Origin of the sequence: Bradyrhizobium sp. NBAIM14 (genome assembly GCF_020193895.1) — a bacterium.
Classification (GTDB): Bacteria; Pseudomonadota; Alphaproteobacteria; order Rhizobiales; family Xanthobacteraceae; genus Bradyrhizobium; species Bradyrhizobium yuanmingense.
The window spans coordinates 1-22,931 of sequence record NZ_JADYVQ010000023.1 but is presented as its reverse complement, the minus strand read 5'-3'; the positions used below and the strand labels follow the sequence as shown (position 1 = coordinate 22,931).

Annotated in this window: 25 protein-coding genes and 2 pseudogenes; 19 read left to right on the top strand and 8 right to left on the bottom strand. The window is 61.4% G+C overall.

Annotated elements, in window-relative coordinates; translation table 11 throughout:
- Positions 1–136: 136 nt before the first annotated feature.
- From gyrB to I6F28_RS32740, 4 genes are all read left to right on the top strand, one after another.
- Positions 137–2,572, top strand: a complete 2,436-nt coding sequence (gene gyrB / locus I6F28_RS32760) for a DNA topoisomerase (ATP-hydrolyzing) subunit B (protein ID WP_225142995.1) — start codon at positions 137–139, stop codon at positions 2,570–2,572.
- A gap of 540 nt (positions 2,573–3,112) precedes the next feature.
- On the top strand, positions 3,113–3,382 hold the full coding sequence (locus tag I6F28_RS32750; protein WP_225142993.1) for a hypothetical protein: 270 nt from the start codon (positions 3,113–3,115) through the stop codon (positions 3,380–3,382).
- A gap of 177 nt (positions 3,383–3,559) precedes the next feature.
- Positions 3,560–3,979 (top strand): ribbon-helix-helix domain-containing protein, encoded by a 420-nt coding sequence (locus I6F28_RS32745; protein ID WP_225143064.1) that lies wholly within the window; start codon positions 3,560–3,562, stop codon positions 3,977–3,979.
- A 4-nt stretch (positions 3,980–3,983) separates the two neighbouring features.
- Positions 3,984–5,159, top strand: a complete 1,176-nt coding sequence (locus tag I6F28_RS32740) for an extracellular catalytic domain type 1 short-chain-length polyhydroxyalkanoate depolymerase (protein WP_225142991.1) — start codon at positions 3,984–3,986, stop codon at positions 5,157–5,159.
- Between the two features lie 20 nt (positions 5,160–5,179).
- Here I6F28_RS32740 and I6F28_RS32735 read toward each other — a convergent pair whose 3' ends face one another.
- Entirely contained in the window at positions 5,180–5,377 is a 198-nt protein-coding gene (locus I6F28_RS32735) for a hypothetical protein (protein ID WP_225142989.1), read from the bottom strand.
- A gap of 1,469 nt (positions 5,378–6,846) precedes the next feature.
- Complete coding sequence (locus I6F28_RS32725; protein WP_225142987.1) at positions 6,847–7,056, bottom strand: hypothetical protein; 210 nt, start codon at positions 7,054–7,056, stop codon at positions 6,847–6,849.
- Positions 7,057–7,678: 622 nt separating this feature from the next.
- Here I6F28_RS32725 and I6F28_RS32720 point away from each other — a divergent pair.
- Positions 7,679–7,909, top strand: a complete 231-nt coding sequence (locus I6F28_RS32720) for a hypothetical protein (RefSeq protein WP_225142985.1) — start codon at positions 7,679–7,681, stop codon at positions 7,907–7,909.
- A 462-nt stretch (positions 7,910–8,371) separates the two neighbouring features.
- Here I6F28_RS32720 and I6F28_RS32715 read toward each other — a convergent pair whose 3' ends face one another.
- On the bottom strand, positions 8,372–8,698 hold the full coding sequence (locus I6F28_RS32715; protein WP_225142983.1) for a hypothetical protein: 327 nt from the start codon (positions 8,696–8,698) through the stop codon (positions 8,372–8,374).
- 470 nt (positions 8,699–9,168) lie between these two features.
- On the opposite strand from I6F28_RS32715, the gene I6F28_RS32710 reads away from it, so the two are divergent.
- Entirely contained in the window at positions 9,169–9,465 is a 297-nt protein-coding gene (locus I6F28_RS32710; RefSeq protein ID WP_128947567.1) for a hypothetical protein, read from the top strand.
- Between the two features lie 123 nt (positions 9,466–9,588).
- Positions 9,589–9,867 carry a DUF1488 family protein gene (locus tag I6F28_RS32705; protein WP_080140094.1) on the top strand — a complete coding sequence of 93 codons (279 nt, stop codon included), beginning with the start codon at positions 9,589–9,591 and terminating at the stop codon, positions 9,865–9,867.
- Here the strand turns inward: I6F28_RS32705 and rpsU are convergent.
- Complete coding sequence (gene rpsU / locus I6F28_RS32700) at positions 9,857–10,138, bottom strand: 30S ribosomal protein S21 (RefSeq protein WP_225143062.1); 282 nt, start codon at positions 10,136–10,138, stop codon at positions 9,857–9,859. The two genes, I6F28_RS32705 and rpsU, sit on opposite strands and share 11 nt — an antisense overlap.
- A gap of 420 nt (positions 10,139–10,558) precedes the next feature.
- Between rpsU and I6F28_RS32695 the strand changes: the two genes are divergently transcribed.
- The 4 genes and pseudogenes from I6F28_RS32695 to I6F28_RS32675 all read left to right on the top strand — a co-directional run.
- Positions 10,559–10,768, top strand: a complete 210-nt coding sequence (locus I6F28_RS32695; protein ID WP_080140125.1) for a cold-shock protein — start codon at positions 10,559–10,561, stop codon at positions 10,766–10,768.
- Between the two features lie 404 nt (positions 10,769–11,172).
- On the top strand, positions 11,173–11,409 hold the full coding sequence (locus tag I6F28_RS32685) for a hypothetical protein (RefSeq protein WP_225142981.1): 237 nt from the start codon (positions 11,173–11,175) through the stop codon (positions 11,407–11,409).
- Between the two features lie 175 nt (positions 11,410–11,584).
- Positions 11,585–11,953: a hypothetical protein gene (locus I6F28_RS32680; protein WP_225142979.1), complete on the top strand. Its 369-nt coding sequence runs from the start codon at positions 11,585–11,587 to the stop codon at positions 11,951–11,953.
- Positions 11,954–12,316: 363 nt separating this feature from the next.
- Positions 12,317–12,601 (top strand): annotated as a pseudogene (locus tag I6F28_RS32675) (FAD-dependent oxidoreductase); the annotation flags it as partial.
- Between the two features lie 210 nt (positions 12,602–12,811).
- On the opposite strand, the gene I6F28_RS32670 reads toward I6F28_RS32675, so the two are convergent.
- On the bottom strand, positions 12,812–13,573 hold the full coding sequence (locus I6F28_RS32670; RefSeq protein WP_225142977.1) for an IS5 family transposase: 762 nt from the start codon (positions 13,571–13,573) through the stop codon (positions 12,812–12,814).
- Positions 13,574–13,883: 310 nt separating this feature from the next.
- On the opposite strand from I6F28_RS32670, the gene I6F28_RS32665 reads away from it, so the two are divergent.
- The 3 genes from I6F28_RS32665 to I6F28_RS32655 all read left to right on the top strand — a co-directional run bounded on the left by I6F28_RS32665 (position 13,884) and on the right by I6F28_RS32655 (position 16,494).
- A complete protein-coding gene (locus I6F28_RS32665) occupies positions 13,884–15,338 on the top strand; it encodes an amidase family protein (protein WP_225142975.1) in 1,455 nt (484 codons plus the stop codon).
- A 66-nt stretch (positions 15,339–15,404) separates the two neighbouring features.
- On the top strand, positions 15,405–15,896 hold the full coding sequence (locus tag I6F28_RS32660) for a DUF302 domain-containing protein (protein ID WP_225142973.1): 492 nt from the start codon (positions 15,405–15,407) through the stop codon (positions 15,894–15,896).
- A 25-nt stretch (positions 15,897–15,921) separates the two neighbouring features.
- Positions 15,922–16,494 (top strand): TetR/AcrR family transcriptional regulator, encoded by a 573-nt coding sequence (locus I6F28_RS32655; protein ID WP_225142971.1) that lies wholly within the window; start codon positions 15,922–15,924, stop codon positions 16,492–16,494.
- Between the two features lie 284 nt (positions 16,495–16,778).
- Here I6F28_RS32655 and sigJ read toward each other — a convergent pair whose 3' ends face one another.
- Complete coding sequence (gene sigJ, locus I6F28_RS32650; protein ID WP_225143059.1) at positions 16,779–17,681, bottom strand: RNA polymerase sigma factor SigJ; 903 nt, start codon at positions 17,679–17,681, stop codon at positions 16,779–16,781.
- A gap of 210 nt (positions 17,682–17,891) precedes the next feature.
- Here sigJ and I6F28_RS32645 point away from each other — a divergent pair, with 210 nt between their 5' ends.
- Positions 17,892–18,347, top strand: coding sequence for a carboxymuconolactone decarboxylase family protein (locus tag I6F28_RS32645; RefSeq protein ID WP_225142970.1), 456 nt, complete (start codon positions 17,892–17,894; stop codon positions 18,345–18,347).
- Between the two features lie 335 nt (positions 18,348–18,682).
- On the opposite strand, the gene ybaL is transcribed toward I6F28_RS32645, so the two are convergent.
- The gene (gene ybaL / locus I6F28_RS32640; protein WP_225142968.1) at positions 18,683–20,407 is read right to left on the bottom strand and encodes a YbaL family putative K(+) efflux transporter; all 1,725 of its coding nucleotides are present in this window, start codon (positions 20,405–20,407) and stop codon (positions 18,683–18,685) included.
- Between the two features lie 355 nt (positions 20,408–20,762).
- Here ybaL and I6F28_RS32635 point away from each other — a divergent pair, with 355 nt between their 5' ends.
- Entirely contained in the window at positions 20,763–20,972 is a 210-nt protein-coding gene (locus tag I6F28_RS32635; RefSeq protein WP_225142966.1) for a hypothetical protein, read from the top strand.
- 19 nt (positions 20,973–20,991) lie between these two features.
- Positions 20,992–21,227: pseudogene (locus tag I6F28_RS32630) on the top strand (hypothetical protein).
- 24 nt (positions 21,228–21,251) lie between these two features.
- On the opposite strand, the gene I6F28_RS32625 reads toward I6F28_RS32630, so the two are convergent.
- A complete protein-coding gene (locus tag I6F28_RS32625) occupies positions 21,252–21,425 on the bottom strand; it encodes a hypothetical protein (RefSeq protein ID WP_225142964.1) in 174 nt (57 codons plus the stop codon).
- 348 nt (positions 21,426–21,773) lie between these two features.
- On the opposite strand from I6F28_RS32625, the gene I6F28_RS32620 reads away from it, so the two are divergent.
- Together I6F28_RS32620 and I6F28_RS32615 are read left to right on the top strand one after the other, a co-directional pair.
- Positions 21,774–22,313 carry a TRAP transporter small permease subunit gene (locus tag I6F28_RS32620; RefSeq protein ID WP_225143057.1) on the top strand — a complete coding sequence of 180 codons (540 nt, stop codon included), beginning with the start codon at positions 21,774–21,776 and terminating at the stop codon, positions 22,311–22,313.
- Positions 22,310–22,931, top strand: a 622-nt coding sequence (locus I6F28_RS32615; RefSeq protein ID WP_225142962.1) for a TRAP transporter large permease subunit, incomplete at its 3' end; no start/stop codon positions are given. The genes I6F28_RS32620 and I6F28_RS32615, both read left to right, overlap by 4 nt.

Below are 22,931 nucleotides of genomic sequence, written 5' to 3'. Positions count from 1 at the left end.
CCGAAAAACCCTATCTGCTCAAAGGGTTGCCGGAGGATACTTTGCGCTAGGCGCAAGCGGTCTTTCATGGCACAAATAGCCCCGCAAATCAGCGCCTTTTGCGCCGCTGATTCGGGCGACATCTCGAAGGCCTCTCATGACAGAACCTGCTCGGCAGCACGCTGCCGAAAACGAGCCCTCCAACGCGAGCGATTACGGCGCGGAATCGATCCGCGTGCTCAAGGGACTCGATGCCGTCCGCAAGCGCCCGGGCATGTATATCGGCGATACCGACGACGGCTCGGGCCTGCACCACATGGTCTACGAAGTCGTCGATAACGCCATCGACGAGGCGCTCGCCGGCCATGCCTCGCGCGTCGAGGTGATCCTCAACGCGGATAATTCCGTCACCGTGCGCGACGACGGCCGCGGCATTCCCGTCGACATCCACAAGGGCGAAGGCATCTCGGCGGCCGAGGTCATCATGACCCAGCTGCACGCCGGCGGTAAGTTCGACCAGAACTCCTACAAAGTTTCCGGCGGCCTGCACGGCGTCGGCGTCTCCGTCGTCAACGCGCTGTCGAGCAAGCTCGGCTTGCGCATCTGGCGTGACAACAAGGAGCACTATATCGAGTTCGCTCACGGCGATGCCGTCGCACCGCTGAAGGTGGTCGGCGAGGCGCCGGGCCGGCGCGGCACCGAGGTGACGTTCCTGGCCTCGACCGAGACCTTCAAGAACATCGAATACGACTTCGCCACGCTCGAGCATCGCTTACGCGAGCTCGCCTTCCTCAATTCCGGCGTCAACATCGTGCTCTCCGACATGCGCCACGCGGTCGAGAAGCGCGAGGAGATGTTCTATTCCGGCGGCGTCGAGGAGTTCGTCAAATATCTCGACCGCAACAAGAAGGCCCTGGTGCCGGCGCCGATCATGGTGCGCTCGGAAGCCAACGGCATCGGCGTCGAGGCCGCTTTGTGGTGGAACGACAGCTACCACGAGAACGTGCTGTGCTTCACCAACAACATCCCGCAACGCGACGGGGGCACCCATCTCGCCGGCTTCCGCGGCGCGCTGACGCGCCAAGTCAACGGCTATGCCGAGGCCAATGCCAAGAAGGAAAAGATCGCGCTGACCGGCGACGATTGCCGCGAAGGGCTCACCGCCGTTCTCTCGGTGAAGGTGCCCGATCCGAAGTTTTCGTCGCAAACCAAGGACAAGCTGGTGTCCTCGGAAGTGCGCCCCGTGGTCGAGAACGTCCTTAACGAGGCGCTTGCCGCCTGGTTCGAGGAGCACCCGAGCGAAGCCAAGATGATCGTCGGCAAGGTGATCCAGGCCGCGGCGGCCCGTGAAGCTGCGCGAAAAGCGCGCGAGCTGACGCGCAAGAGCCCGCTCTCGGTCTCCTCGCTGCCGGGCAAGCTCGCCGACTGCCAGGAAAAGGATCCAGCCAAGTCCGAGCTCTTCATCGTCGAGGGCGACTCGGCAGGCGGCAGCGCCAAGCAGGGCCGCAACCGCGAGTTCCAGGCCGTCTTGCCGCTCCGCGGCAAGATCCTGAACGTCGAGCGCGTGCGTCCCGACAAGATGCTGTCGTCAGAGCAGATCGGCACGCTGATCACCGCGCTCGGCACCGGCATCAGCGACGAGTTCTCGGTCGAGAAGCTGCGCTATCACAAGATCATCGTGATGACGGACGCCGACGTCGACGGCGCCCACATCCGCACGCTGCTGCTGACGTTCTTCTACCGGCAGATGCGCGACATCATCGATGGCGGCTATCTCTATATCGCCCAGCCGCCGCTCTATAAGGTCTCACGCGGCAAGTCCGAGCAGTACCTGAAGGACGAGCGGGCGCTGGAAGACTATCTCATCGACGCCGGCCTCGATGATTGCGTGTACATCCCCGGCACCGGCGGCGACCGCTCCGGGCGCGATCTGCGCGCGCTGGTCGATGACGCCCGCGTAGTCCGCAGCGTCCTGCGCAACCTGCACAGCCGCTATAATCGCAAGGTGGTCGAGCAGGCCGCCATCACCGGCGTGCTGAACAAGGAGATCTACGGCGATCCCGAGAAGGCGGCGGCCGCCGCGCAATACATCGCGAGCCGGCTGGACAACCAGGCCGAGGAGGTCGAGCGCGGCTGGGTCGGACAATTCATCGAGGGCCAGGGCTTCCTATTCGAGCGCTCCGTGCGCGGCGTCAAGGAAGCCGCCGTCATCGACGATGCGCTGCTTGGCTCGGCCGAGGCGCGCAAGCTCGACGAATACACGACCAAGCTCCAGGACGTTTACGCCCGCTCCGGCAAGCTACGGCGCAAGGATTCAGAGCACGTGGTCCACGGCCCGGTCGATCTGTTCGAGGCCGTGACCGATTCGGGTCGCAAGGGCATCAGCCTGCAGCGCTATAAAGGCCTCGGCGAGATGAACCCGGAGCAGCTCTGGGAGACGACGCTCGACACCGAGGCACGCTCGCTGCTCCAGGTGAAGGTCAAGGAGGTCGACGAGGCCGACGACATCTTCACCAAGCTGATGGGCGACGTCGTCGAGCCGCGCCGCGATTTCATTCAGGAACATTCGCTGAGCGCGACGATCGATATTTGAGGGCTCGCTGCTTTGTCGGGTAACGCATTTCCCTGACTCTACAACGTATATGTCTGACTCAAATATCGCACAACCCTGACTCTAAAGCTTACGCGCGGAGGTTGAATGCGGCCTGACCGCGGCCTGCGGCGGTTGGTTAATCCCGCCGCTAGGTGGCCGAGGCCTTGCGCGGCTTCTAACCGCTCGGAACGAGCAAGCTGGCGGAACGATTCGTCCGGTCAGGAGCGATCTCGATGCTGATGACGAAGGGACGGCGACCGGCGATCCGGACGCTGGGCGATCATTGTCGTGCTGGAAGCCGGCACCATCCTTGCGAGGAGCACGACTGGATGCAGGACGACGCCGCCTACACGCCCGCGAGCGCGCCTTCGATATCGCCCCCCAGGATCCGCTGCCCGGCATGTCGCCGGAAGCAGCCGTCGCTGAGTTGCGCGCTGGATTCGACTGGCGACACCTGTTCGGATTGTCCTTCCCTGACCCGTGCTAACCGCCCGAAACGAGCGGGCGGGCGGAAGGATTCGTCCCGGCAGGAGTATCTCGATGCTGATGACGAGGGAAAGACGACCGGCACTCCGGACGCTGCGCGGCTGGGCGATCTGCGTGCTGCAGGAGGCCGGCGCCATCCGCGAATGCGAGGAGCATGGCTGGGCGCAGGACCGCGCCGACCCGCACGCGCGCGAGCGCGCCCTTGACATCGCACGTCGGGATCCGCCGCCGGGCATCTCCCCTGCCGAGGCCGTAGCCGAGGTCCGCGGTGTCCTGGATTCGATCGGCGATACGTGCCCGGAGTGCCCGACGGAGTCCGTCTAGCCGGCTTCGCCCGTCCGGCCGTCCTCACGTAGGCGGCCGCCCGCAGACGCGTGAGCTACGCCAGCGCGCTCTGGATCATCCCGCCGCCTGCCGCGATCGCGTGTGAACACCTCCCTTGACGCCCAAGGCTTCCCATCCATATACCATCCATATGGATGTCAGCCGGATGGTGAGATGATGCCGAGCAGCGTTCACGAAATCCGGCCAAGGCCGTCCGACACGGAAAAAATCACGATCAATCTAGGTTTTGTCGATCTCGGTCAGGTCGATTTGATGGTGCAGGAAGGCTTCTACTCGAACCGCACAGATTTCATCCGGACCGCGATCCGCAACCAGCTCGAGCGGCATGCCGACGTGGTTAAGAAATCCACGGCGCGAAAGAGCTTGGACCTGGGCTTGCGAAACTACAGCCGCGAGGATCTCGAGGCGGCGCGGAGGGCGGGCGAGATGCTGCACATCAACGTTCTGGGTCTTGCCACCATCGCCCAGGACGTCACGCCCGAGCTGGCCCGCGCGACGATTGCCTCGGTCTCTGTGCTGGGGGCCCTGCATGCCAGTCCGGCGGTCAAGTCCGCTCTCGCCGACAGGACGAGGTAAGGTCATGCTGAATCAGGACATCATTCGCGAAGCCACACGCCTCACGCGCTCGGGTCAACTCGTCGAGGCCACCGCGCTGCTTCAGCGCATGCTTCGGGGCGAGAAAGAGCGGGGCGCTACCGCACCGACGACCGGTCACCCCGCCCCTGCCGCAGGAATGGAACCGACGACCATCGACGCCGAGGCGAGCGCCACCGAAACGAGGCGTCCGCGTCGCACGGCCGGGCCGCCAGTGGACCTTGCCAACAGCATCCAAGGGCTCGGACTCCGAGGATCGCTGGGGCGCGTCCCGCCGTCCATGGCGGATATCGTGCCGGACGGCGCCAGGTTCATTGAAGGCGTGTACGCAAATGCCGCGGGAAGCCGCGCCTACCGGCTCTTCATCCCGAGCGGCTATCATGGCCAGCCCATTCCGCTGGTGGTCATGCTCCACGGCTGCACGCAGTCGCCGGAGGATTTCGCCGCCGGCACGCGGATGAACTTCATCGCCGAAGAACAGACCTGCTTCGTCGCCTATCCCGCGCAGCGGGCGGAAGCGAACCAGGCGAAATGCTGGAATTGGTTTCGGCCGGCCGACCAGCAGCGCGGCGGAGGCGAGCCCTCGCTCATCGCCGGCATCACCCGCCAGATCATGCGCGACCATTCGGTCAATCCGGAACGCGTCTACATCGCCGGACTCTCCGCTGGGGCCGCGGCCGCGGCCGTCATGGGATCGACGTACGGCGATCTGTACGCAGCGATCGGCATTCATTCCGGACTGGCCTGCGGAGCAGCCAGCGACCTTCCCTCCGCGCTGATGGCCATGAAGCAAGGCGGCGGACCTGAGGCAGCGCCGGGCGACGGCCCGCCCGTGCCGACAATCGTCTTCCACGGCGATCGCGACACCACGGTGCATTCCAAAAACGGCGCTCGGATCGTCCGACAGTTGATCGGCGGATCCCGCACGAAGGCGAAGGTGCATCGCGGGCGGGTACCCGGAGGGCATGCCTACACCCGCACCGTCCACGCCGACGCCCGCGGGCGCGGAATCCTCGAACACTGGGAAATCCACGGAGCCGGACACGCATGGTCGGGAGGCAGCCCCGCCGGCTCCTACACCGATCCGGACGGACCGGATGCGACGAGGGAGATGCTGCGTTTCTTTCTCGAACATTCGCTGCAGCGGAGACGCAACTACTAGCTTCACTGAGGACGCAACGATCAGGTCTTGAGCTTGTGTTCGACGGCCAACTCGCGAGCCAGCCGCTCCGCCTTCAGGCGCTCCCGGTTCGCATGGAATGCCTGTTGGTCGCGCTCATACTCCGATGCGGTCTCCTTGGCGCCTGCATCTCGAAACACCTTTCGAGCTTGGCGCTCCGCGGCGGTCAGCGCTCTCCGGTCCGATATGCGATTGCTCATTGCTCACTCCTCCAGGCGCAAACGGTCCTTGCGCTATAGCTGCGCATTCGGACCGCCAACCTAGTGGATAGGTTTTCCCCCGGCGGGGCTTTTGGGGAAGTGCCGGGGGCGGAGATTCGACGCCTCGCGAAGCCGTTAGTTCCAATCGGTTCACGTTGCTCGCACGCGTCTCAGGCCGACTTCCGCGCGGCTTGGCGGCCGGCTTCTTGGCTGCCACGTCCTTTGCCGGCTTCTTGCCCTCGATCGGCATCAGCATCTCGCGCTGGCCGCTCGCCGCCTTCTTGGGCTTCTTGGCTGGCTTGCCTGATCTGCTCCCGCACGGACTCGTCATCCGGTCTTGGCCTAGAGATGGGTGTCTGAGCCGCCGTGACTGACGACCACAGGATGAGTAGTGCGACGATGAGAGGTGTCTTCATCCCTGCCGTTAGCACGTCTCGACTAGGTCGCCCGATTTTGTTTGGGCGACTTGCTAAGTCAGATAACGGTCGAAACGCTCCCTCGCAGCGTCAACGTCTGCCTTTGCGAGGCCCAATTCCTCCGTGAGAGACGAGGCAGCCTCCAAATGGTGAGCTAACATTCTATAGCGGGCGGAAACCCGATGCTCCGAATGAAGGGTCGCCTTTTCGTCCGTCAGTTCACTGATGTCGTATCGAAGGAGCGTCTGCGCGAGCACTTCTGTCGCGCGATAGAGCACGGAATTAAGATCGACTAACTGAAGATCGACCGCGTCACATCTGGCACACATTCGACGTTTCCGCTTCAAGAAAAGGCGGCAGGGCGCATCTCTCCGCCGCCCGCCCGCGTGTGGCACGTACCCAGACGGGCGATGCGGACTAAAGCCCAGCAGGCCGAGATGTTTCAAAATACCTGCGAATTGGTGACTAACCGCTCCCATGGGATCGATTAGGTTCCACCTGTTCGAGCGTCCATGGAGGTGCTGAAACCAGTACCGGCACTTTACAACGCGGAGCCTGATTCTGCCGTTGAAGCCGCCGGCTGCTAGGTAGAAGTGCGCTCCTTCAGGACAGCTATCGCCTGGCGCGGCATTAGCGAAACCCGGCTTGGACCGATCCTAGGGGACCGACAGGTGCAACTTGCCTTGCGGTGCCGGCGGGTAATCTGTCAGCGTTGGCGTGAACCAGGGCTCAGCAATCTTTGCCTCACCAGCCACCAAGCTGTCAGAACGAGGCTGCCTTACTCTCTGTTTTCGCGGTAAGCCTTGCTCTCGCTACGACATGAAGCGCTTTCCAGCATCGCCCTACGAAGCTCGCCGCGCTGGTATTCGTTCTGCTCGTGGAGCGAGCGCCTCAACTGCTGGAGGCTTCGGCTCTCTTCAATGGCGAGTTGGGCACGTGCGAAGAGTTGGTCGATCATGTTTCGGACAATGGCTGCGTCGCAGCTGTTGTGCCACATCATAGGTTTAATTCGCCCGTGGCCCTCCAGAAGCAATCGACATTTCTTGATCCAAGTTAGCTGGTCTTTGAGCAAACGTGGGATACCTGGTGTTCCGGGCCCTCGGGGTGCCAAACCTTCGGTACTTCTTTCGAAAGCAGTTCTTTGGAGTGGGCAATCTGTTTTACTGAGCGCTTGATCATCCGGCGGGTCATGTCTTCGGCCGCGCGGTGGCGCTCCTGCTTCCGTCGCAAGTAACTCGCGAAAGCCTGCTTGTCGTAAGGCATGTCGGTATCACCGCCGTCTGCCCTACTTTAACATATGTTAAAAAAGAAAGCCTCGCAATTCAGCTCGGGAGGGTAGGATCAAACATGGTCGATCTCCCTGAAGAGATGGACATCGCAGAGTTAAGGAGCGCATTCTCGCAATGGTTCGTGATGCGTCTGCCGAACCTCAAATAGCTCAAGGCATCCCCCCTCCTGATGACGTGTTGTGGCGTTGGTTTAGGACAGCGGGCGCTGCCGCGCGAGCAAGCGCGTGGATAGCAACCAAGCATGCGTCAGCCTGTTCACATGCATGGAAGCGCATCTTCTTCGGGTCATTACTGACGATGGCGAGTGCCGGTTTTGGTTAGCGGCCGGTACGGAGGAAGAGGCCGTTCAACTGGTCTTGGATGCCATCCCAGAGGGGTGGACTGCCAAAGTGATCGATCGTGGATGGTTCGGCGGATGCGACGAAGCTGCGGCACTCCCCTTAACCGGCGGCCTCGCGCCGGGAGAAGTCCGCGAGGTAAGCAGAGGAATCGGCCTTACCTGAAATGTGTCCCCTGGTGTGATCCGCCATCGGCAACAACGAAAACGGTTCGGGAAGGCCGGATGATTACAAAACTAGCCCTACAGGGAGCCTCAGATGAGCGAACGACGTGAGCTCTATCGAAGTACCAACGGCGATGCCTGGTTTCTCGGGCGCGAGCCCGCCAATGGCCAGGCTTTCGTCATTCATCAGCCAAATGCACCTTCTGGCGGTCGACTGACGCACATCGAACTCGGCGATTTTTTGCGCAGCGAGCCGAAAGGACCGGAGCACCAGGCCCTCCTCCGTCTGATTGGGACCCTCGTGAACGTGCCGCCGTACGCATAGGTTTGGTGACCGGAGAAACGACGGCAAACACGGAGAGTGCGTGGGCGAGGAGGATCTAGAGTACCTAGCGCTCGTTCCGCATGTATGGGCTGTTCTCAGACTCCAGAAGCAATAGATGGATCGGTGTGCGGCACGCCTCCATGGTCAAACGAAGCTTTCGGCAGAGCCACAGCGCAGATCCCCGCGATCACTGCGATCGAGAACAAAGCCCCCAATACAATACAGCGCTGCCTCTGCATTTACTTTTCTTGGGCAGAGTACCAATGGCAGGGCCAACGCGAGTCCTCGACGAGCCGTTCCTATTTTCTGAGTCCGGATCGCCGCCGAGCCGATAGACGCCCAAAAATACGGTGTCGCCTAAAGGTTGACCTGCGATCGGAGCCATTGAAGGGGGCGTGGGCAATGAGTTCAGTGATCCGCTCGCCTGACTAGCGAGATAGGATTCGTCTGCTCGGCTCTATGCTACTTCTTCTTTGCAGGCCCGAAATCAGGCTGCCAAGCCGCTTCCTTGCGGCTCGGCGCTGCGGCGATCACCTTGACCTTTTCCTTTTTCGGTTTCTTGGCTTCGCGATTGCCGCGTTGCTGTCCCTTCGCCATGTCGCTCTCCTTTGGTGGTTTGAGTTCGTCGAGTTCATCCGACTGCAGCACGCGGCCCCGCGGAGTGCAGACCCTGACGTCCATGTAGCCTTCACGCAGAAATCTTCTGGCGAGCCGCAGCGCGACTGATGCACTGCCACGCCCGAGATTGGAGCTGCCGTATTCGTTGGTCCCACTGACCAGATACGGCACCCGGGTTGCCCTAACCATTGAGGACAGCGGCTCCGCACACGAGAAGCAGTAGGAACAACGGAACGATCACCGGCGGCACGATCCATTCCGAAAAGCGAAAACGCTGCATCGAACGCTCCTGCGAATCCTTCGGCGGGAGCACACGTGACCCTCAGTCACCGGTCGAAGCCGTTGAGAAGTGCGGTGATGGCAGCGACCCTACGCCCCCGCGGCGCCTTTAGCGAGCGCTAAATGCGTCGCAGGCGACGGTCGCGTCGTGACGAGGTCGTTTACCGCGGGATGAGGATAGTGCTGGCTATTGTCGGACCATGGGAGCATGGTCGTCCCGGTCGGCATCAACTTCACTGCGAAGGGCAAGCGTGCATGACTATCCGCTCGCGGCAAAACCATCGCGTTCGGGCATTCTTTCCGCATCCGCGGCATCGAATGGCTTGTGTCCGCAGGGCCCAACCGGGATGCGGGTGTCACCAATGACTGACCACACTGTCGATCTCGACAAGCATCGCGGCATGGCCGCGCAGAAAGCGACCGATTTGCGCCGAGCGCTGGCCGAGGTCGAGAACAATGTCCGCGAGCTGCGCGAGCGCGAGGCCGATCTGGAGAACCGCCTGCTGACAGTGGCGGCCGCGTCGTGGCCCGAGGCCGCAGCCAAAGCGCGGTATCTTCTCAACCTCTATGCTGCAAGCCTGCCCCCCGAGGACACGCGCCACCGCGCGCTAGTGGCAGCACTGTTCGACGATTTCGTCCGGTTGTCGGGGGAGGACTGAGGCGAACGAGCGCTGCCTGCATAGCGACCCGTGCCATCCGGCGCGACGGGAAGCGGCGCCGTCGCGGGCGGTGATTTGAGCGCGCGATAATGCCGACGCACGATCAGCCTAACGGAGTAAGCCATGACACTAACCAGCGGCCGCTTCATCGGCCACGAATACGACCGGATGATTGTTCGGTTCTCGATGCACGATGGAGCCAAAGAGGTTCCCTGCGCGATCTCGACCTCGGCGATGGACCATCTCGAGGGCGGGCCGCAAGTCAGACCCGAGCAGCGCGAAGCCCAGTTCACCCGCCTGCGGGATCGTATCGAAGCATGTGCCGCAAGCAAATATCGCGCGACGGAGTTCGAAGGCACGCCACCGGGCATCGTGCTGCGAGGCATCGATTTCAGGTCGTAGAAACGCGTGCTTTGACCTCTGGCAAGGGCGGCTTGCGCTCGAAAGGCTTCTTTTTCGGCGGCGCGGGCAGCAGTCCTTCCCTAATCGCCTGCTTGCGGGCGAGCTTGCGCGCTCGACGAACAGCTTCCGATTTCTCGCGGGTTTTTCTCTCCGACGGCTTTTCGTAGGAGCGCCGCTGCTTCATCTCGCGGAACACGCCCTCGCGTTGCATCTTCTTCTTGAGAACACGAAGGGCCTGCTCAACATTGTTGTCTCTGACAAGTACCTGCAATCGATTGTCCTCCCTTGTGGCTGCAAATGCGGTACTTCCTGCATGCAGCCAAATGCGCAGGAGCTTCATTGCGATTTTGAGGATAGCGGCGGCGACATTCGTCACGGAGTTGACGTGCTGATCTGCTTGCAGCAGCGATGCAGCCTGGTGACATCAACGTGCCCACTTTAATTGACCGCTGTCAATCAAGAAGGCCTTCATGAAGACCTACGGACACCGGAAAGCCAGAAAGGGCCGGACGAAAACAAAATGGCTTCCCACCTTGCAGAATCCGAAAAGTGATGTATATTAGGAGTTGTTCGATTAGCCGCTGTGCCTTGTTGAATGCGCCCGCGGGCTCCTTTTCCAAAGACATCGACGAAGTTGAAGATCACCGTGTGATTGTCACGCGGCACGCGCTTGCGCGCTTTGGAGAAGAAAATGACGACAGGTACTGTTAAGTGGTTCAATGGCCAAAAGGGCTTCGGTTTCATTCAGCCGAACGACGGCGGCAACGATGTGTTCGTTCACATCAGCGCTGTCGAACGCGCTGGTCTTTCCGGACTCGGAGAGGGTCAGAAGGTCGCTTTCGAGATCAAGACCGACAAGATGCGAGGCAAGGTCAGCGCTGAGAACCTCTCGCTGGCTTGATATCGTAGCGCCGTTTCACGGATGTACTGAGACGGCAGTGCGGCCCGCTCGATCACAGGGTTGAGCGGGCGTTGCACGCTTCGATTGGATGAGACATGACTGGCAAGAGGACGGGCGAGCCTTCCCCTGATAGCGTCGCGCGCGCCAACCGGCAGCGTGTGGCCCGGGAGGAAGGCGCGCAAGCTCTGGCAGATGCGAACCGCCGGGCCGTCGAAGTCCGTCTGAACATGCAGCGGCTTCGCGCGTTGCGGGAAGCCAGGCTGTTGGAGGAAGCGAGTGCGCGGACAGCTCTGCCGCCACCAAAGAAGAAGCGCAGCAAAGGGAATGCTGGATAGCGCTGCCGAGTTCAGCCGCTATCAGCACCGATAGAAGTCAGGGCTTCGTCAAAAGGTGGAAGACGGCATATGCTGAACGATGTGCGGATCGCTCCCGAAGTCAACTCGCGTAACGGACATTCTGTCACCTTTGTGCTGGCCATCGGCACGGTGCGGCAGATGTGCCGCCTTCAGACCAACTTCGCGTCGCAAAATCAGGCTTTCAACTATCTGCACAAGCACCGCAAGCGGTTCGAGCAACTAGCCCGCGAGCGGTTCGCGCTTGGCCAGATCGAAGACGGCTTGATCAAGCTGCCGATGTTGTAGGCGAACGAGCAGCTCACCCGGCTTGGCGCATTGCGAGCGCGTGCGAGGCTCAGCTGTCCTTCAGTGCGCCAGTCCGTCCCTCCACGTTGAGGAACCGATGCAGGCGCCACCTGTTGTCCCTGGTACGTAAAGCGACGCCGACCATCCCACCTCCCACCACAAACCTGCGGTGCAGATGAGCGCGAAATTGAAGAGCCGTAGCAATCGCGCCGCCTCAATGGTCTTTCGGCCGACACCTCTGCTGCGAGCGGCGATCGTCAAGTGGGCGGAGCGCCAAGCCGAGAGGCTCACCTTGTCGCAGGCGGTGTGTGAGCTGGTCGAAAGTGGTCTCAAGGTGAAAGAAGCGGACCCATCCGGACACAGGCAAGAGCGGCGCGCCCGCAAGATGGCCGGCGAGACGATAGACGATATGATCAGTGCCAACATGACCGCCGACGTTAAAGCTGCGAGCAAGCGACACCTGCTTGACGGGCCTGAAGAGTTTAGCCGCGTTCGCGTCGACCGCCGAAAGGCAAGTCGATCTGCTGACCGCGGCGAGCGATAACCGAGCGTGAATGGCGCCTAAGCGCCGCCGCTCAATTGGAGTTTGAGAGATGATGAGAGAAAGAGAGTTCGCCCGCGATCGGGCCATTCGCGAGGCCAACAAAGCATTCAAAGCTCGCGAGCCGCTGACCCCAGCGACCGACTACGCAAAGGCGCAGCGGTCCTTCCAGGAAAATCGCGAGCGCTTAAAGGCGCAGCGGCTGGCACGCGATGCCAAGGCACCGTAACGAGCTGTTCTTGGGCGGTTGAACAGACGGTGGTCTGCTTGACGAGCGCACTTCCCAAACATGCTGTCGACACTCCAGGCCTTGGAACACACTGACGTGCGTGTCTGATGTGGGTCAAAGATTGACAGGGGGGCCAGAATGATCGCGGCTTCTACTTCGCGGGCATTAAGGTGTCCGGCCGCGCCCCCGACTTTCTGATGATCCCCGGCTACGAACAGGTCCGCTCTATCGCTGCCGGCATCGCGGGAGACAGAGAGGCCGCCGGGCGCGTCCAGCTCGAGCTGCCTGAGACCGGCGTCTGCACGCGCGGTGGGGTCGATGGCCCTGCCGGCGCCTCCCGATGCTGCGGCGGTCCCGCGAATCAGGATGCGATCGCGTCCTGCGCGGCGGATGAGAGCGCGAAGAAGGCTGGCGCCGCTTAGACAGGCTTCTCTCTAGGAATGACAAATACGCTTCTTGCCCGCGCCAAAGTCGCAATCGGCGAGACATGAACCGTGTGCGTTTCTTCGTGGGTTGTTGTAGCCATTGCCCATCTCCGCTTGGCTGTACTTGAGAGCCGAGCGCTCCGCAGCGAACTACAAGCCGCTCGGCAGAGTGAAAATCTACGCGCCTCGTTGTAAGCTGAGACGCCACTAGGACGCGGACTCATAAAGACGCAGCCATAGCCTTATTGACGCGAGCTGAACGAAGGCAAGATAGTTGGCGGCCAGCCTGTCGTAGCGCGTGGCCACCCGACGACATTGTTTGATCCTGTTGAAGAACCGCTCGACCTGGTTGCGGGCACGATAGAGATAGGGGCTGAAGCAGATCGGAGCGCTGCGGTTGCTTTTCGGTGGAATGTTGGCCCACGCGCCCTTCTTCATGGCAAGGTCCCTGATCCAATCCGCGTCATAGCCTCGGTCGGCAAGCAGCATTGACCCGGATTTCAGACGAGAGAGCAGTTTTCCGGCAAGTCGAACGTCATGCGCCTCACCTGGGCTCACCGCGAGGCGTACCGGCAAACCATTGCTATCGACCACGGCATGTATTTTGCTCGTCAAGCCGCCGCGGGACCTTCCCATCGATTGGCGTTGGTTTCTTGTGATGCAGGCTCCATGCTGATGCACGCGGACAATAGAGGTATCGATCATCTGGACAGCGGCATCATGGGCAGTGGCAAGCGCTTCTATGATGCGGCCCCAGACACCGGCCCGCCGCCACCTGACGAAGCGGTTGTAGCAAGTGGTGTACGGGCCAAACGCCGTAGGTAGATCACGCCAAGGCGCTCCTGATCGCAGGACCCAGAAAATGCCGTTTAGGACCCGTCTGTCGTTCACCCGAGGGACGCCACGCGGCTTGTTCGGCAACATCGGTTTGATGGCGGTCCATTCATGGTCCGCGAGTTCGTAGCGCATGATTCGAGCCCCTGATGACGTGGAGGGCTTGAATCATGGTTCGGGGCGCAAGCTCAACTGGTCGCTGTGCACCCGATAGCGGACCTATTGTGCTCAGAGTGAGTCTTGTTGTTCATGACCCAATGCAGAAGTCGCTGAACCAATCATTGCCCGCAATCGTCCATCGGCACTTCACGCGCTTGTGTCCCTAGCAAATCGCCGTCTTCATTGAATTACGCTCGTAATTTTATATTATGACCGTAATGGCATTGAGCTGGACCGCTCTTGGGCGGCGGCTGGGTGCCGCCAAACAGCTCCTGACGAGGATTTCATGGACGACACGACCACTGCCTCATCACGACAAACCGCAGATGTCAGCTCGCTTGGGCTCGCAGCCGCTGCAGCAGCGGTTCGCAACGGCGACATCACCTCCGAGGGCTACACCGCGGCCCTTTTGCAGCGCGCCCGAGCGCTTGCCGAACTGAACGCCTTCATCATCATCAACGAGGCGGAGGTGCTGGCGGCCGCGAGGGCCGCAGACAAGTTGCGTGCGGCCGGATTGGCGGCCCCGCTCCTTGGCATGCCGCTTGGGGTGAAGGACAGTTATTTGACGAAAGGGCTACCAACTAGTCTGGGAATCGAAAGTCTGGCTCATTTTGTGCCGCGCGAAGATGCCGACGCTGTCCGGGCCATTAGGGAGGCGGGCGCGTTGATCTTCGGCAAGAACAATCTTGTCGAGATGTCTTACGGCTTGACCGGTCACAACGCGCGTTATGGTCAGGTGAAGAATCCGCACGCGCGGGATCACATGTCAGGGGGCTCCTCAAGCGGCTCCGCCGCATCCGTGGCTGCTGGACTCGTTCCCGCGTCCTTGGGCGGTGACACCGTGGGGTCCATCCGGGTGCCCGCATCGTTCTGTGGAGTTGTGGGCTTCAAGCCGACCACGGGGCGTTGGCCGCGCAACGGTGTTGCTCCGATCTCCCATACACTCGACACAACGGGCGTATTTGCCCGAAGCGTTGAGGACTGCATTCTGGTTGACGACGTCGTGACTGGCGAACAGGCTGCGGAGTCCCCAGAGGGCGACTACGGCTTGAAGGGAGTCCGGCTTGCCTTCGCCCCGCGACAGTTCCTGGATCTGGTTGACCCCGAAGTCGAGTCCCGATTCCGTGCGGTGGTGCGGCAACTGCAGGACGCCGGCGCCGAGGTGGTGGAAATTGACCTTGGCCACGACTTCAATTCCCTCGTCCAATCGGCTACATGGGGCATCTTCGCTCATGAGACGATGGGCGCGATTTCGGAGTTTCTTCGGCGCCACGCGCTTCCAACGACGTTTGAGGCCATTTACGAAAGCCTTAAGCCTCAGCTTCGGCAGGCGTGGGAGCACATCGTATTGCCAGGTGGTGCAGGTGCTACCTCCGCAGAGGCCTATCAGGTAGCGCTCAACGTGAGTCGGCCGGAAATTCAGCGTCGCCTCGACACGGCGTTCGTCGCTCATGGGGCGTTGGCCATTCTGCAACCGACCACGCCCTGCACGGCGCCTTCGATCGGGGAACAGGCGACCGTCCACATCGCGGGGCAGAACGTCAGCTACCTCGCTCTGGCGAACCACACCGTGTCGGCAAGCAGCGTGGGACTGCCCGCTATCAGCCTTCCTGTCGGCCTGTCTCGCGCCGGGCTGCCGATTGGGCTCGAACTGGATGGCCCCCTAAGAAGTGATCAGCGGCTTCTAAACCTTGCCCGCGGTATCGAAGGCATCTTGGGTGCCAAGTCCGGTTCAACCTAGTGTCATGGTTGCATCGCGGGGCGAAGGGGTCCTGCAGACAGCGACTAAAGATTAGAGGATCACCAGATGTCCAATGCACTGCACTCAACGCGTGCCATTCCGGTCGAGCACGTTACCATCCGCTCAACAAAGCCCTTCGAGGACGTTGGAGCCAAGCTCGCGACCTTGGCGCCACGCATCGATGACGGGATATTCACTCTCTTGCGATACGGTGAAAGTGAGCGCGCGCTTCGAGAGTTGGAGGCATGTCCGCCGCTCACTATTTTCGGGCAGCGTGACCACGGCGCGCTCCTAGCTGTTGCTGGGCTGACACGCCGATCCATCCAGTTTGATATCGGAAATCCGCTCACCGCATCCAAGATGACCCGCCATCGATTGTCGGCGGGGCTCTATGCACCCATTCGCGTCCTTCTGCGCGAGAATGAAGATGGCGGTGTCGCGTTTGAATATGATCGGCCGGCATCCCTGTTCAGTCAGTTTGGCAGCGAACATGTGAATGCAGTTGCCCAGCAACTTGATCGCGACCTCCAGGTCCTATTGGAAGCGGCCGCAGCTTAACGGATATTGATGGAGTGGAGAGAAGATGCGTTTCGAGAAAGGACACAAGGCAGCGACGCGACGACACATCATCGATGTAGCCTCGAAGTGCATACGCCAGGACGGTATCTCCGCCGCCGGGATCGCCGGGATCATGGGCGAGGCCGGTCTGACCAAAGGCGCATTCTCTCCGCACTTCGAGTCTAAAGACGCACTCGTTCGCGAGGCGCTGGCGAGCGCGCTCAGCGACCAACAACATCGCCTCGATGAGGATCGGCGGACGGGCCTAGCCCTTGAGGGCGCGATCCGGAGATACCTCAACCGCGCTCACCTCGAAGACCCGGCGAACGGGTGCCCTTCGGCGGCGTTGCTCCCGGAAGTCGCCCGCCAGCCCCTGTCCACTCGGCAGGACTACGAGAAAGCGCTGCGAAGCTACGTTTCGTCACTGGCTGCACTACTCCCAGGTGCCGACTCTGCAGCGAGCCGCCGTCGCGCGACCGCCATCTTCGGTCTCATGGTGGGCACCCTCCAGTTCGCGCGGGCCGTCCCCGACACCATCCAGGCAGAGCAGATCCTGGAAGGCGGCGTTGAGGCTGCGCTGCAGTTGGCGAGAATTTGATCTTGCAAAGTTAGAACGATGCAGCGGTGCGGGAAGATTTGTCACACCGCCGGAACGAGCCAACACCCCGGACGCCCACTCGCTGACCGCCGGCAATGTCTCGTTCTGGCCCTCAGCCGAACGGGGCTGAGGCCATTGTGATGTCGGCTATCGGCGGTGGACCGCACGCGGGGCTGCGCTTGCCTCGACCGCCGCTAGTGACCCGGAGCGGACGTCGACCGTGGGCGAGCCTCATATGCAGCCCATCGAACGATTCTCCACGTTGCCGCAGTCACTCGGGCAGTTCATGAATCTGGCGGTATCGGCGAGATGCGAGCTGGAAAGTCCATTTCTGTCGCTAAGTGCGACAGCTTGTCCGGGTTTTTGACGATGTAGATCGCGGTGATCCCGTCCTCGCGGATGTCGAGCGCAGTCGTCTGCAGTACGCCGCTTCCATCGAGGCTAACGTAGCCTGGCAGGCCGTCGATGGTGACGACACGAAGCAGCTTCGGCGGTACGACGTATTTGCGCCGCTGCCTCGCAAAAAGGCGCAGGGCCCGCTCGACCCCCCGAATGACATTGCGGAAAGCAAGGACCTTGCCGCCGCCATCGGTATGGATCTCGACGTTCCTTGCCAGCAGCGCCGAAAGCGCCGCCACGTCCCCGTCGCGTGCTGCGGCGAAGAAAGCTCGGGTGATCCGATCCGCATCCGCGGGTTCGACGTCAAAGCGGGGACGTGCGGCCTGCACGTGCTTGCGGGCGCGCGCCGCGAGCTGACGAACAGCTGCCGGCTCGCGGCCGATGGTGATGGCCACTTCGGTCAGCGGCACGTCAAAGACGTCGTGGAGAAGGAAAGCGGCCCGCTCAAGAGGCGACAGGCGCTCAAGGGCCAGCATCAACGTGACCGTGACGTCGTCGGCGACCGTCTCGTTCGGGTCCACGGAACCCACGAGAGGATCTGGCAGCCAGGGGCCGACGTAGGTTTCCCGGCGCGCCCGCGCGGAGCGGCGTCGGTCGAGGCACAGGCGTGTGACAATGCGGGTCAGATAGCCGGGAGGCGAATCGACGCCACCCTCCACCCCGACCCACCGTAGCCATGCGTCCTGAACGACGTCCTCCGCCTCGGTGAGCGAGCCCATCATCCGATAGGCCAAGCGTGTCAGGCGCCTGCGCTCCGCTTCGAACTCGGTGGTCCGCTGATCGTCCATCGCCTCCATCCGCCCAGTTTCCTCGCAGATCATATCCGCTGTCACCGTCGCTCGCGCATCCCGAACCCGAGAATAAGACGATCGGACCTGCGTGGATGTGACATCGGCCGCTTTGAATGGAACCGCCGAGTGCCATGTCACACCCTGACCGCTTGGCCCGTCATGGCTCCGAGCGTCGAATCTCCGGCGTTCCGAACAACGAGGCACGTCATGAGCGAGAACAAGCGGCTGGTCTGGAACGAAGTGGCACCCCACGGTGCAAAGGCGCTCTTCAGCATCCATCACTACATCACCACGGATACCGACCTGCCCCACGAACTGATCCACCTCGTCTTCCTGCGGGTTTCGCAGATCAACGGCTGTGCGCACTGCATTGACCTGCACACCCGGGACCTCTTGGCCACGATGTCATTTGAAAAAGTCGCCCTCGTTCCAGTCTGGGCCGAGGTGCCCCACCTGTTTCCCGACAAGTACCGGGCTGCCCTCGCATGGGCGGAGGAAGTTACGCTCGTCAGCGAGACGCACGCCTCCGACGAGGCCTATGCGGCCGCAAGCGCGGCTTTCGCGCCAAAGGATCTCGTGGACCTCACGATCACGATCGCGGCCATGAACGCGTTCAACCGGTTGGGGGCGCCCTTTCGGCTCCCGGTCAAGGCCAAGGCCTGATCCCCTTCTTCGCATCGATTCGGAATGGCCCAAGGGCCGTTCCAAAGCGGAGCCGCGGGGGCCGGCCTATGAACCGGAGCGGAAGTTGCGCCCGGAGAGCTGTAGGTCGCCGCGCGCCTCAGGTCTCTCGCTCAGAGCTTTACCGAGATGAAGGCTTCTTCCGGAATCGCAAGCCCAGGCATTGCGCCGACTACAATGCCAGCGATTGGCCCAACGCTTCCGTCGACGCGGTCCCCCCGCATGTCGGCTCACAAGGGCTGACCGGAAGTTTGCAGCCAAACGTCAAATCGATGCTTCTGACCCATTGCTGACATGGCTTAATCTACCTGCCAGTGCTAGTCGGCCACCACGTTACGGGGAGCTTGTCCAGCATCTGGATATCTCTTCTCCAGCTCCTGGATCATACCGCGGGCGATTTCGCGCTCACCCATGATCACGACATCCGCGCCCAGTCCCTTTAAGTGAGCGACCTCCTCATCCGCATGTGCCCGCGCGATGATCTGGATGTCCGGATTGGCCGCACGCGCCTGCTGCACGATCTGTCCCGCCTCGAACGCTTCGGGGATCGCGATCACCAGATGCTTCGCCCGGGAAAGGTTGGTCGCACTGAGAATTTCGGGTTTCGCGGCGTTGCCCATGACGGTTTCGATGCCGCTCTGCTTCAACTTCTCGAGGACGCGCTCTCCGACTTCGGCAACGAGAAAAGGCCTTTTCCGCTGCATTAGAGCATCGCCAACCAGCGCACCGACGCGGCCGTAGCCGATTACGATCGTGTGGTCGGTTAGGTCCGTCATGCGGACAGGCTGGGGCACGGCGGCCGTGGCCTTCGGCTTGTCCGTGCGCGGCTCGAAACGCGGCGCGAACCAGCTCACGGCCGCGAACATCAGCGGATTGAGCATGATCGAAAGGATCGCGCCCGCCATGATCAGGTCACGGCCCTCCTTCGGCAGAACCTGCGAGGCGACACCGAGCTCGGCAAGGATGAAGGAGAACTCGCCGATTTGCGACAGGCTCGCCGAAATCGTCAACGCGGTCGGGACTGGATGCCGGAACAGGATCACGATCAGGAATGCCGCGGCTGACTTGCCGAGCATAATGATCGCAAGCGTCGCGAGCAACGGCCAGGGCTCGCGGATGACGCTAAGAGGGTCAAACATCATGCCCACGGAGACAAAGAACAGCACCGCAAAGGCGTCGCGCAGGGGGAGCGAGTCCTGCGCGGCGCGTGCGCTGAGCGGAGATTCCCGTAGCATCATGCCAGCGAAGAAGGCGCCCAGTGCAAGCGAGACGCCGAAGAGCTTCGAAGCTCCGAACGCGACGCCCAACGCAATCGCAAGCACACCCAGGCGGAACAGTTCGCGCGAGCCCGTATGCGCAATGTAGTGCAGAACCGCCGGGATGAGCCGGCGTCCGACCACCAGCATTAGTCCGATGAACACAACGATCTTGACCACCGTCAGCATCATGACGCCGGTCAAACCGAGGCGCAGCTGCGCAGCGAGCGGATCGAAAGCAGGTTTGCCATCCGAATCACCTTGCAGGCTCGCGATCGCCGGAAACAGCACCAGCACGAGTACCATTGCGAGGTCCTCAACGATGAGCCATCCAACGGCGATGCGGCCTCGGTCCGTTTCCATCAATCGCCGCTCTTGAATAGCCCGAAGAAGGACCACGGTGCTGGCCACCGATAAGGCCAATCCAAACACGAGACCGGCGCCAATGCTCCAGCCCATCAGAACGGCAAGACCAAGCCCCATCACCGTCGCGGCCGCGATCTGCACGACCGCACCTGGCACGGCGATGTTGCGGACACTCATCAGATCCTGTAGCGAAAAATGCAGCCCGACGCCGAACATGAGCAAGATGATGCCGAGTTCGGAAAGCTCGGTGGCAAGCGCTTGGTCGGCGACATAACCCGGCGTGAAGGGGCCGACCGCGACACCCGCGAGGAGATAGCCGACCAACGGCGGCACGCGGAATCGCTGGGCAATGGTTCCAAGTACGAAGGCTAGTCCAAGTCCAGTGACGATGGTGGCGATGAGAGGCGTGTCATGCGGCATTTTTGCCTTTTGACACAATTTGATACCTATGGGCACCGCGACCTGTGCGCGCAGTCAGGAAAGCACACCGCAATTTGCGAGCTCAAGGAGCCTCTGCGAACACGGCGGCATGTGTAACGGAGCTTGCCCGCGCATTCCCCTGAGATGGCTGCGTGAAGCCCAGGCAAGAACGTCGGCTTGTGGCCCGTGGGTACTTGCCTAAATAGGCACGTGGTGCGCTTCCGAGAGTTGGAGTGTGGAGCTGCCGAGAGCGGCCTTTGTCGATTGATGGCTTAGTTGGACCCGCTAAGCCGCCGTTTGGAATAGACGGCCGGGGACTGATGTGGATAAATTGGCGTCAATTCCGGAGGATGAGATGCCGTACTTCACAGCCAGCCAGACCCAGTCCGATCGCACTTCGAAGGTACTTGCAGATATCTTCTGTGCACTTCTACTGGGGACTTTTTCCCTCGTGTTTTTCGGTTTGGTTGGCGGCCTCATTGCTTTTGTTCTGCTCGAAGCTTGCTTACTAGCCCTCGACTGGGTGATGCCCGACGGCGATGATGCGGCCGGCGTTGTTCGCTAGGTAAGCAAGGGCCAACGAAATGAGCAAGCCCGTAAAATCTGAAAGCGAACTCATCGCCATGGCGAAGGCTGAATTGAAGGTTCACGCCGACTGTCCGATGGAATGACGATTTCCATCCTCCGCGACGGGAAATCCTGGGAGTTTCGGGCCAGCGCTGATCAGGCGACCTCTGATCGGCCGGGCTATCCTGAATGCGTTGCCATGCTGGTCCAGATTGGGGATCACCTCTGCAGGCAGTACGACGTCGAGGGTTAGGCGCGCCTCGATAGCCGACACCGGTCAGAAGATGCGGTCGATCACCATCGTCAGACCAGTTGAGAAGGCCATGATGATCACCAGGGGGACTCCAGTCTCAAAGAATGGCAGCTCCATCCACCGATGTGACTGCCCGTTGCGAGGCAGGAAAACCCAGAGGAGAGCGATCGACAAGACGACCAGGAATGCGCCGATCACGAAATCCTCCTCTGGAGCAGTGATATCTCGCTGGAGGTTATCCTCCGCCGGTCGCCTCGCCGGCAAGCCCCGAACGTCAACCCAATTAAGCCTAGTGACGCTAACTTAGACATTGCTGCGGCAAACTGTCCATTTTCCTGTTGACCGGGAATTTGCCGACGGTAAAGGTGGCCCTGCTTCACGCGGCGGGTGAGACCTGAACATGTCTTGCCGAAAACCGACAACAATAACGGGCGGAAGCATCAGGAGGGATGGACTAGCTCCCGCGCAGACGTGGCAGGCAGCTGATGCCGCGCCATGTTTCTGTTCGCCTGGGGGATAGTACTCAGTGAGCGGGACAAGGCATCGATGCGCCCATTGTTGGCGATGAGTACGGCTATCGACTGGCTGAACGAAAAGGTCGGCAACGTCTGCAATATTCTGGTGCTCGCGGCCTGTGTCGTGAGTGCTGTCAATGCGATGATCCGGTATGCGTTTAGCTACAGCTCGAACAGCTGGCTAGAGACGCAGTGGTATATGTTCGCCGTCATCGTGATGTTCGGCGCGTCCTACACCTTCAAGCGCAACGAGCACGTCCGCGTCGAGATCCTTTATCTCATGCTCTCCGAACGCGGCCAGCTGTGGCTGGACCTGATCGGGACATTGGTCTTCCTCGTGCCTGCCTGCCTGCTCCTCAGCTACCTGTCTTGGGCGATGTTCTACAACTCGTTCGTCATCGGCGAAATGTCCAACAATGCAGGTGGCCTTCTGCGGTGGCCGATCAAGTTCGTCCTGCCGGCCGGATTCTTCATGGTGGCTTTGCAGGGTATCTCGGAGGTCATCAAGCGCGCGGCCGCCTTGCGCGGTGAAGCCACCATCGATGCGAAATACGAACGGCCGACCCAATGATCACGATCGAGATGATGCCGCCGCTGATGTTCGGCGGCCTAGTCCTGGCGATGCTGATCGGCTTTCCGGTCGCATTTACGCTGGCCGCCCTCGGCCTTTCGTTCGGATTCCTGGCAATCCACCTGGGATTTTTCGGGTTCAGCTTCCTCCAGGCCATCCCGGAGCGAATCTACGGCAGCGTTCTGGGCAACGAGCTGCTGCTGGCGATCCCATTCTTCACCTTCATGGGCGCGATCCTCGAACGATGTGGCCTCGCAGAGGACATGCTGGATTCGATGGGGCAGCTGTTTGGCCCCGTTCGCGGCGGTCTCGGCTATTCCGTGATCATCGTCGGCTTCATCCTCGGGGCCATCACAGGCACAGTGGCGGCGCAGGTCATCGCGATGGCGTTGATCTCGATGCCGGTCATGATCCGCTACGGCTACAACGTGCGCTACATCACCGGCGTGCTCGCAGCGTCCGGCACCATAACCCAACTGGTGCCTCCCTCCCTGGTTTTGATCGTGCTCGCGGACCAACTCGGAAAGTCGGTGGGTGACATGTATCTGGGCGCCTGGGGGCCATCGATACTCCAGATCGCGCTGTTCGCGGGCTACACCTTCGTTCTGAGCATCGTCA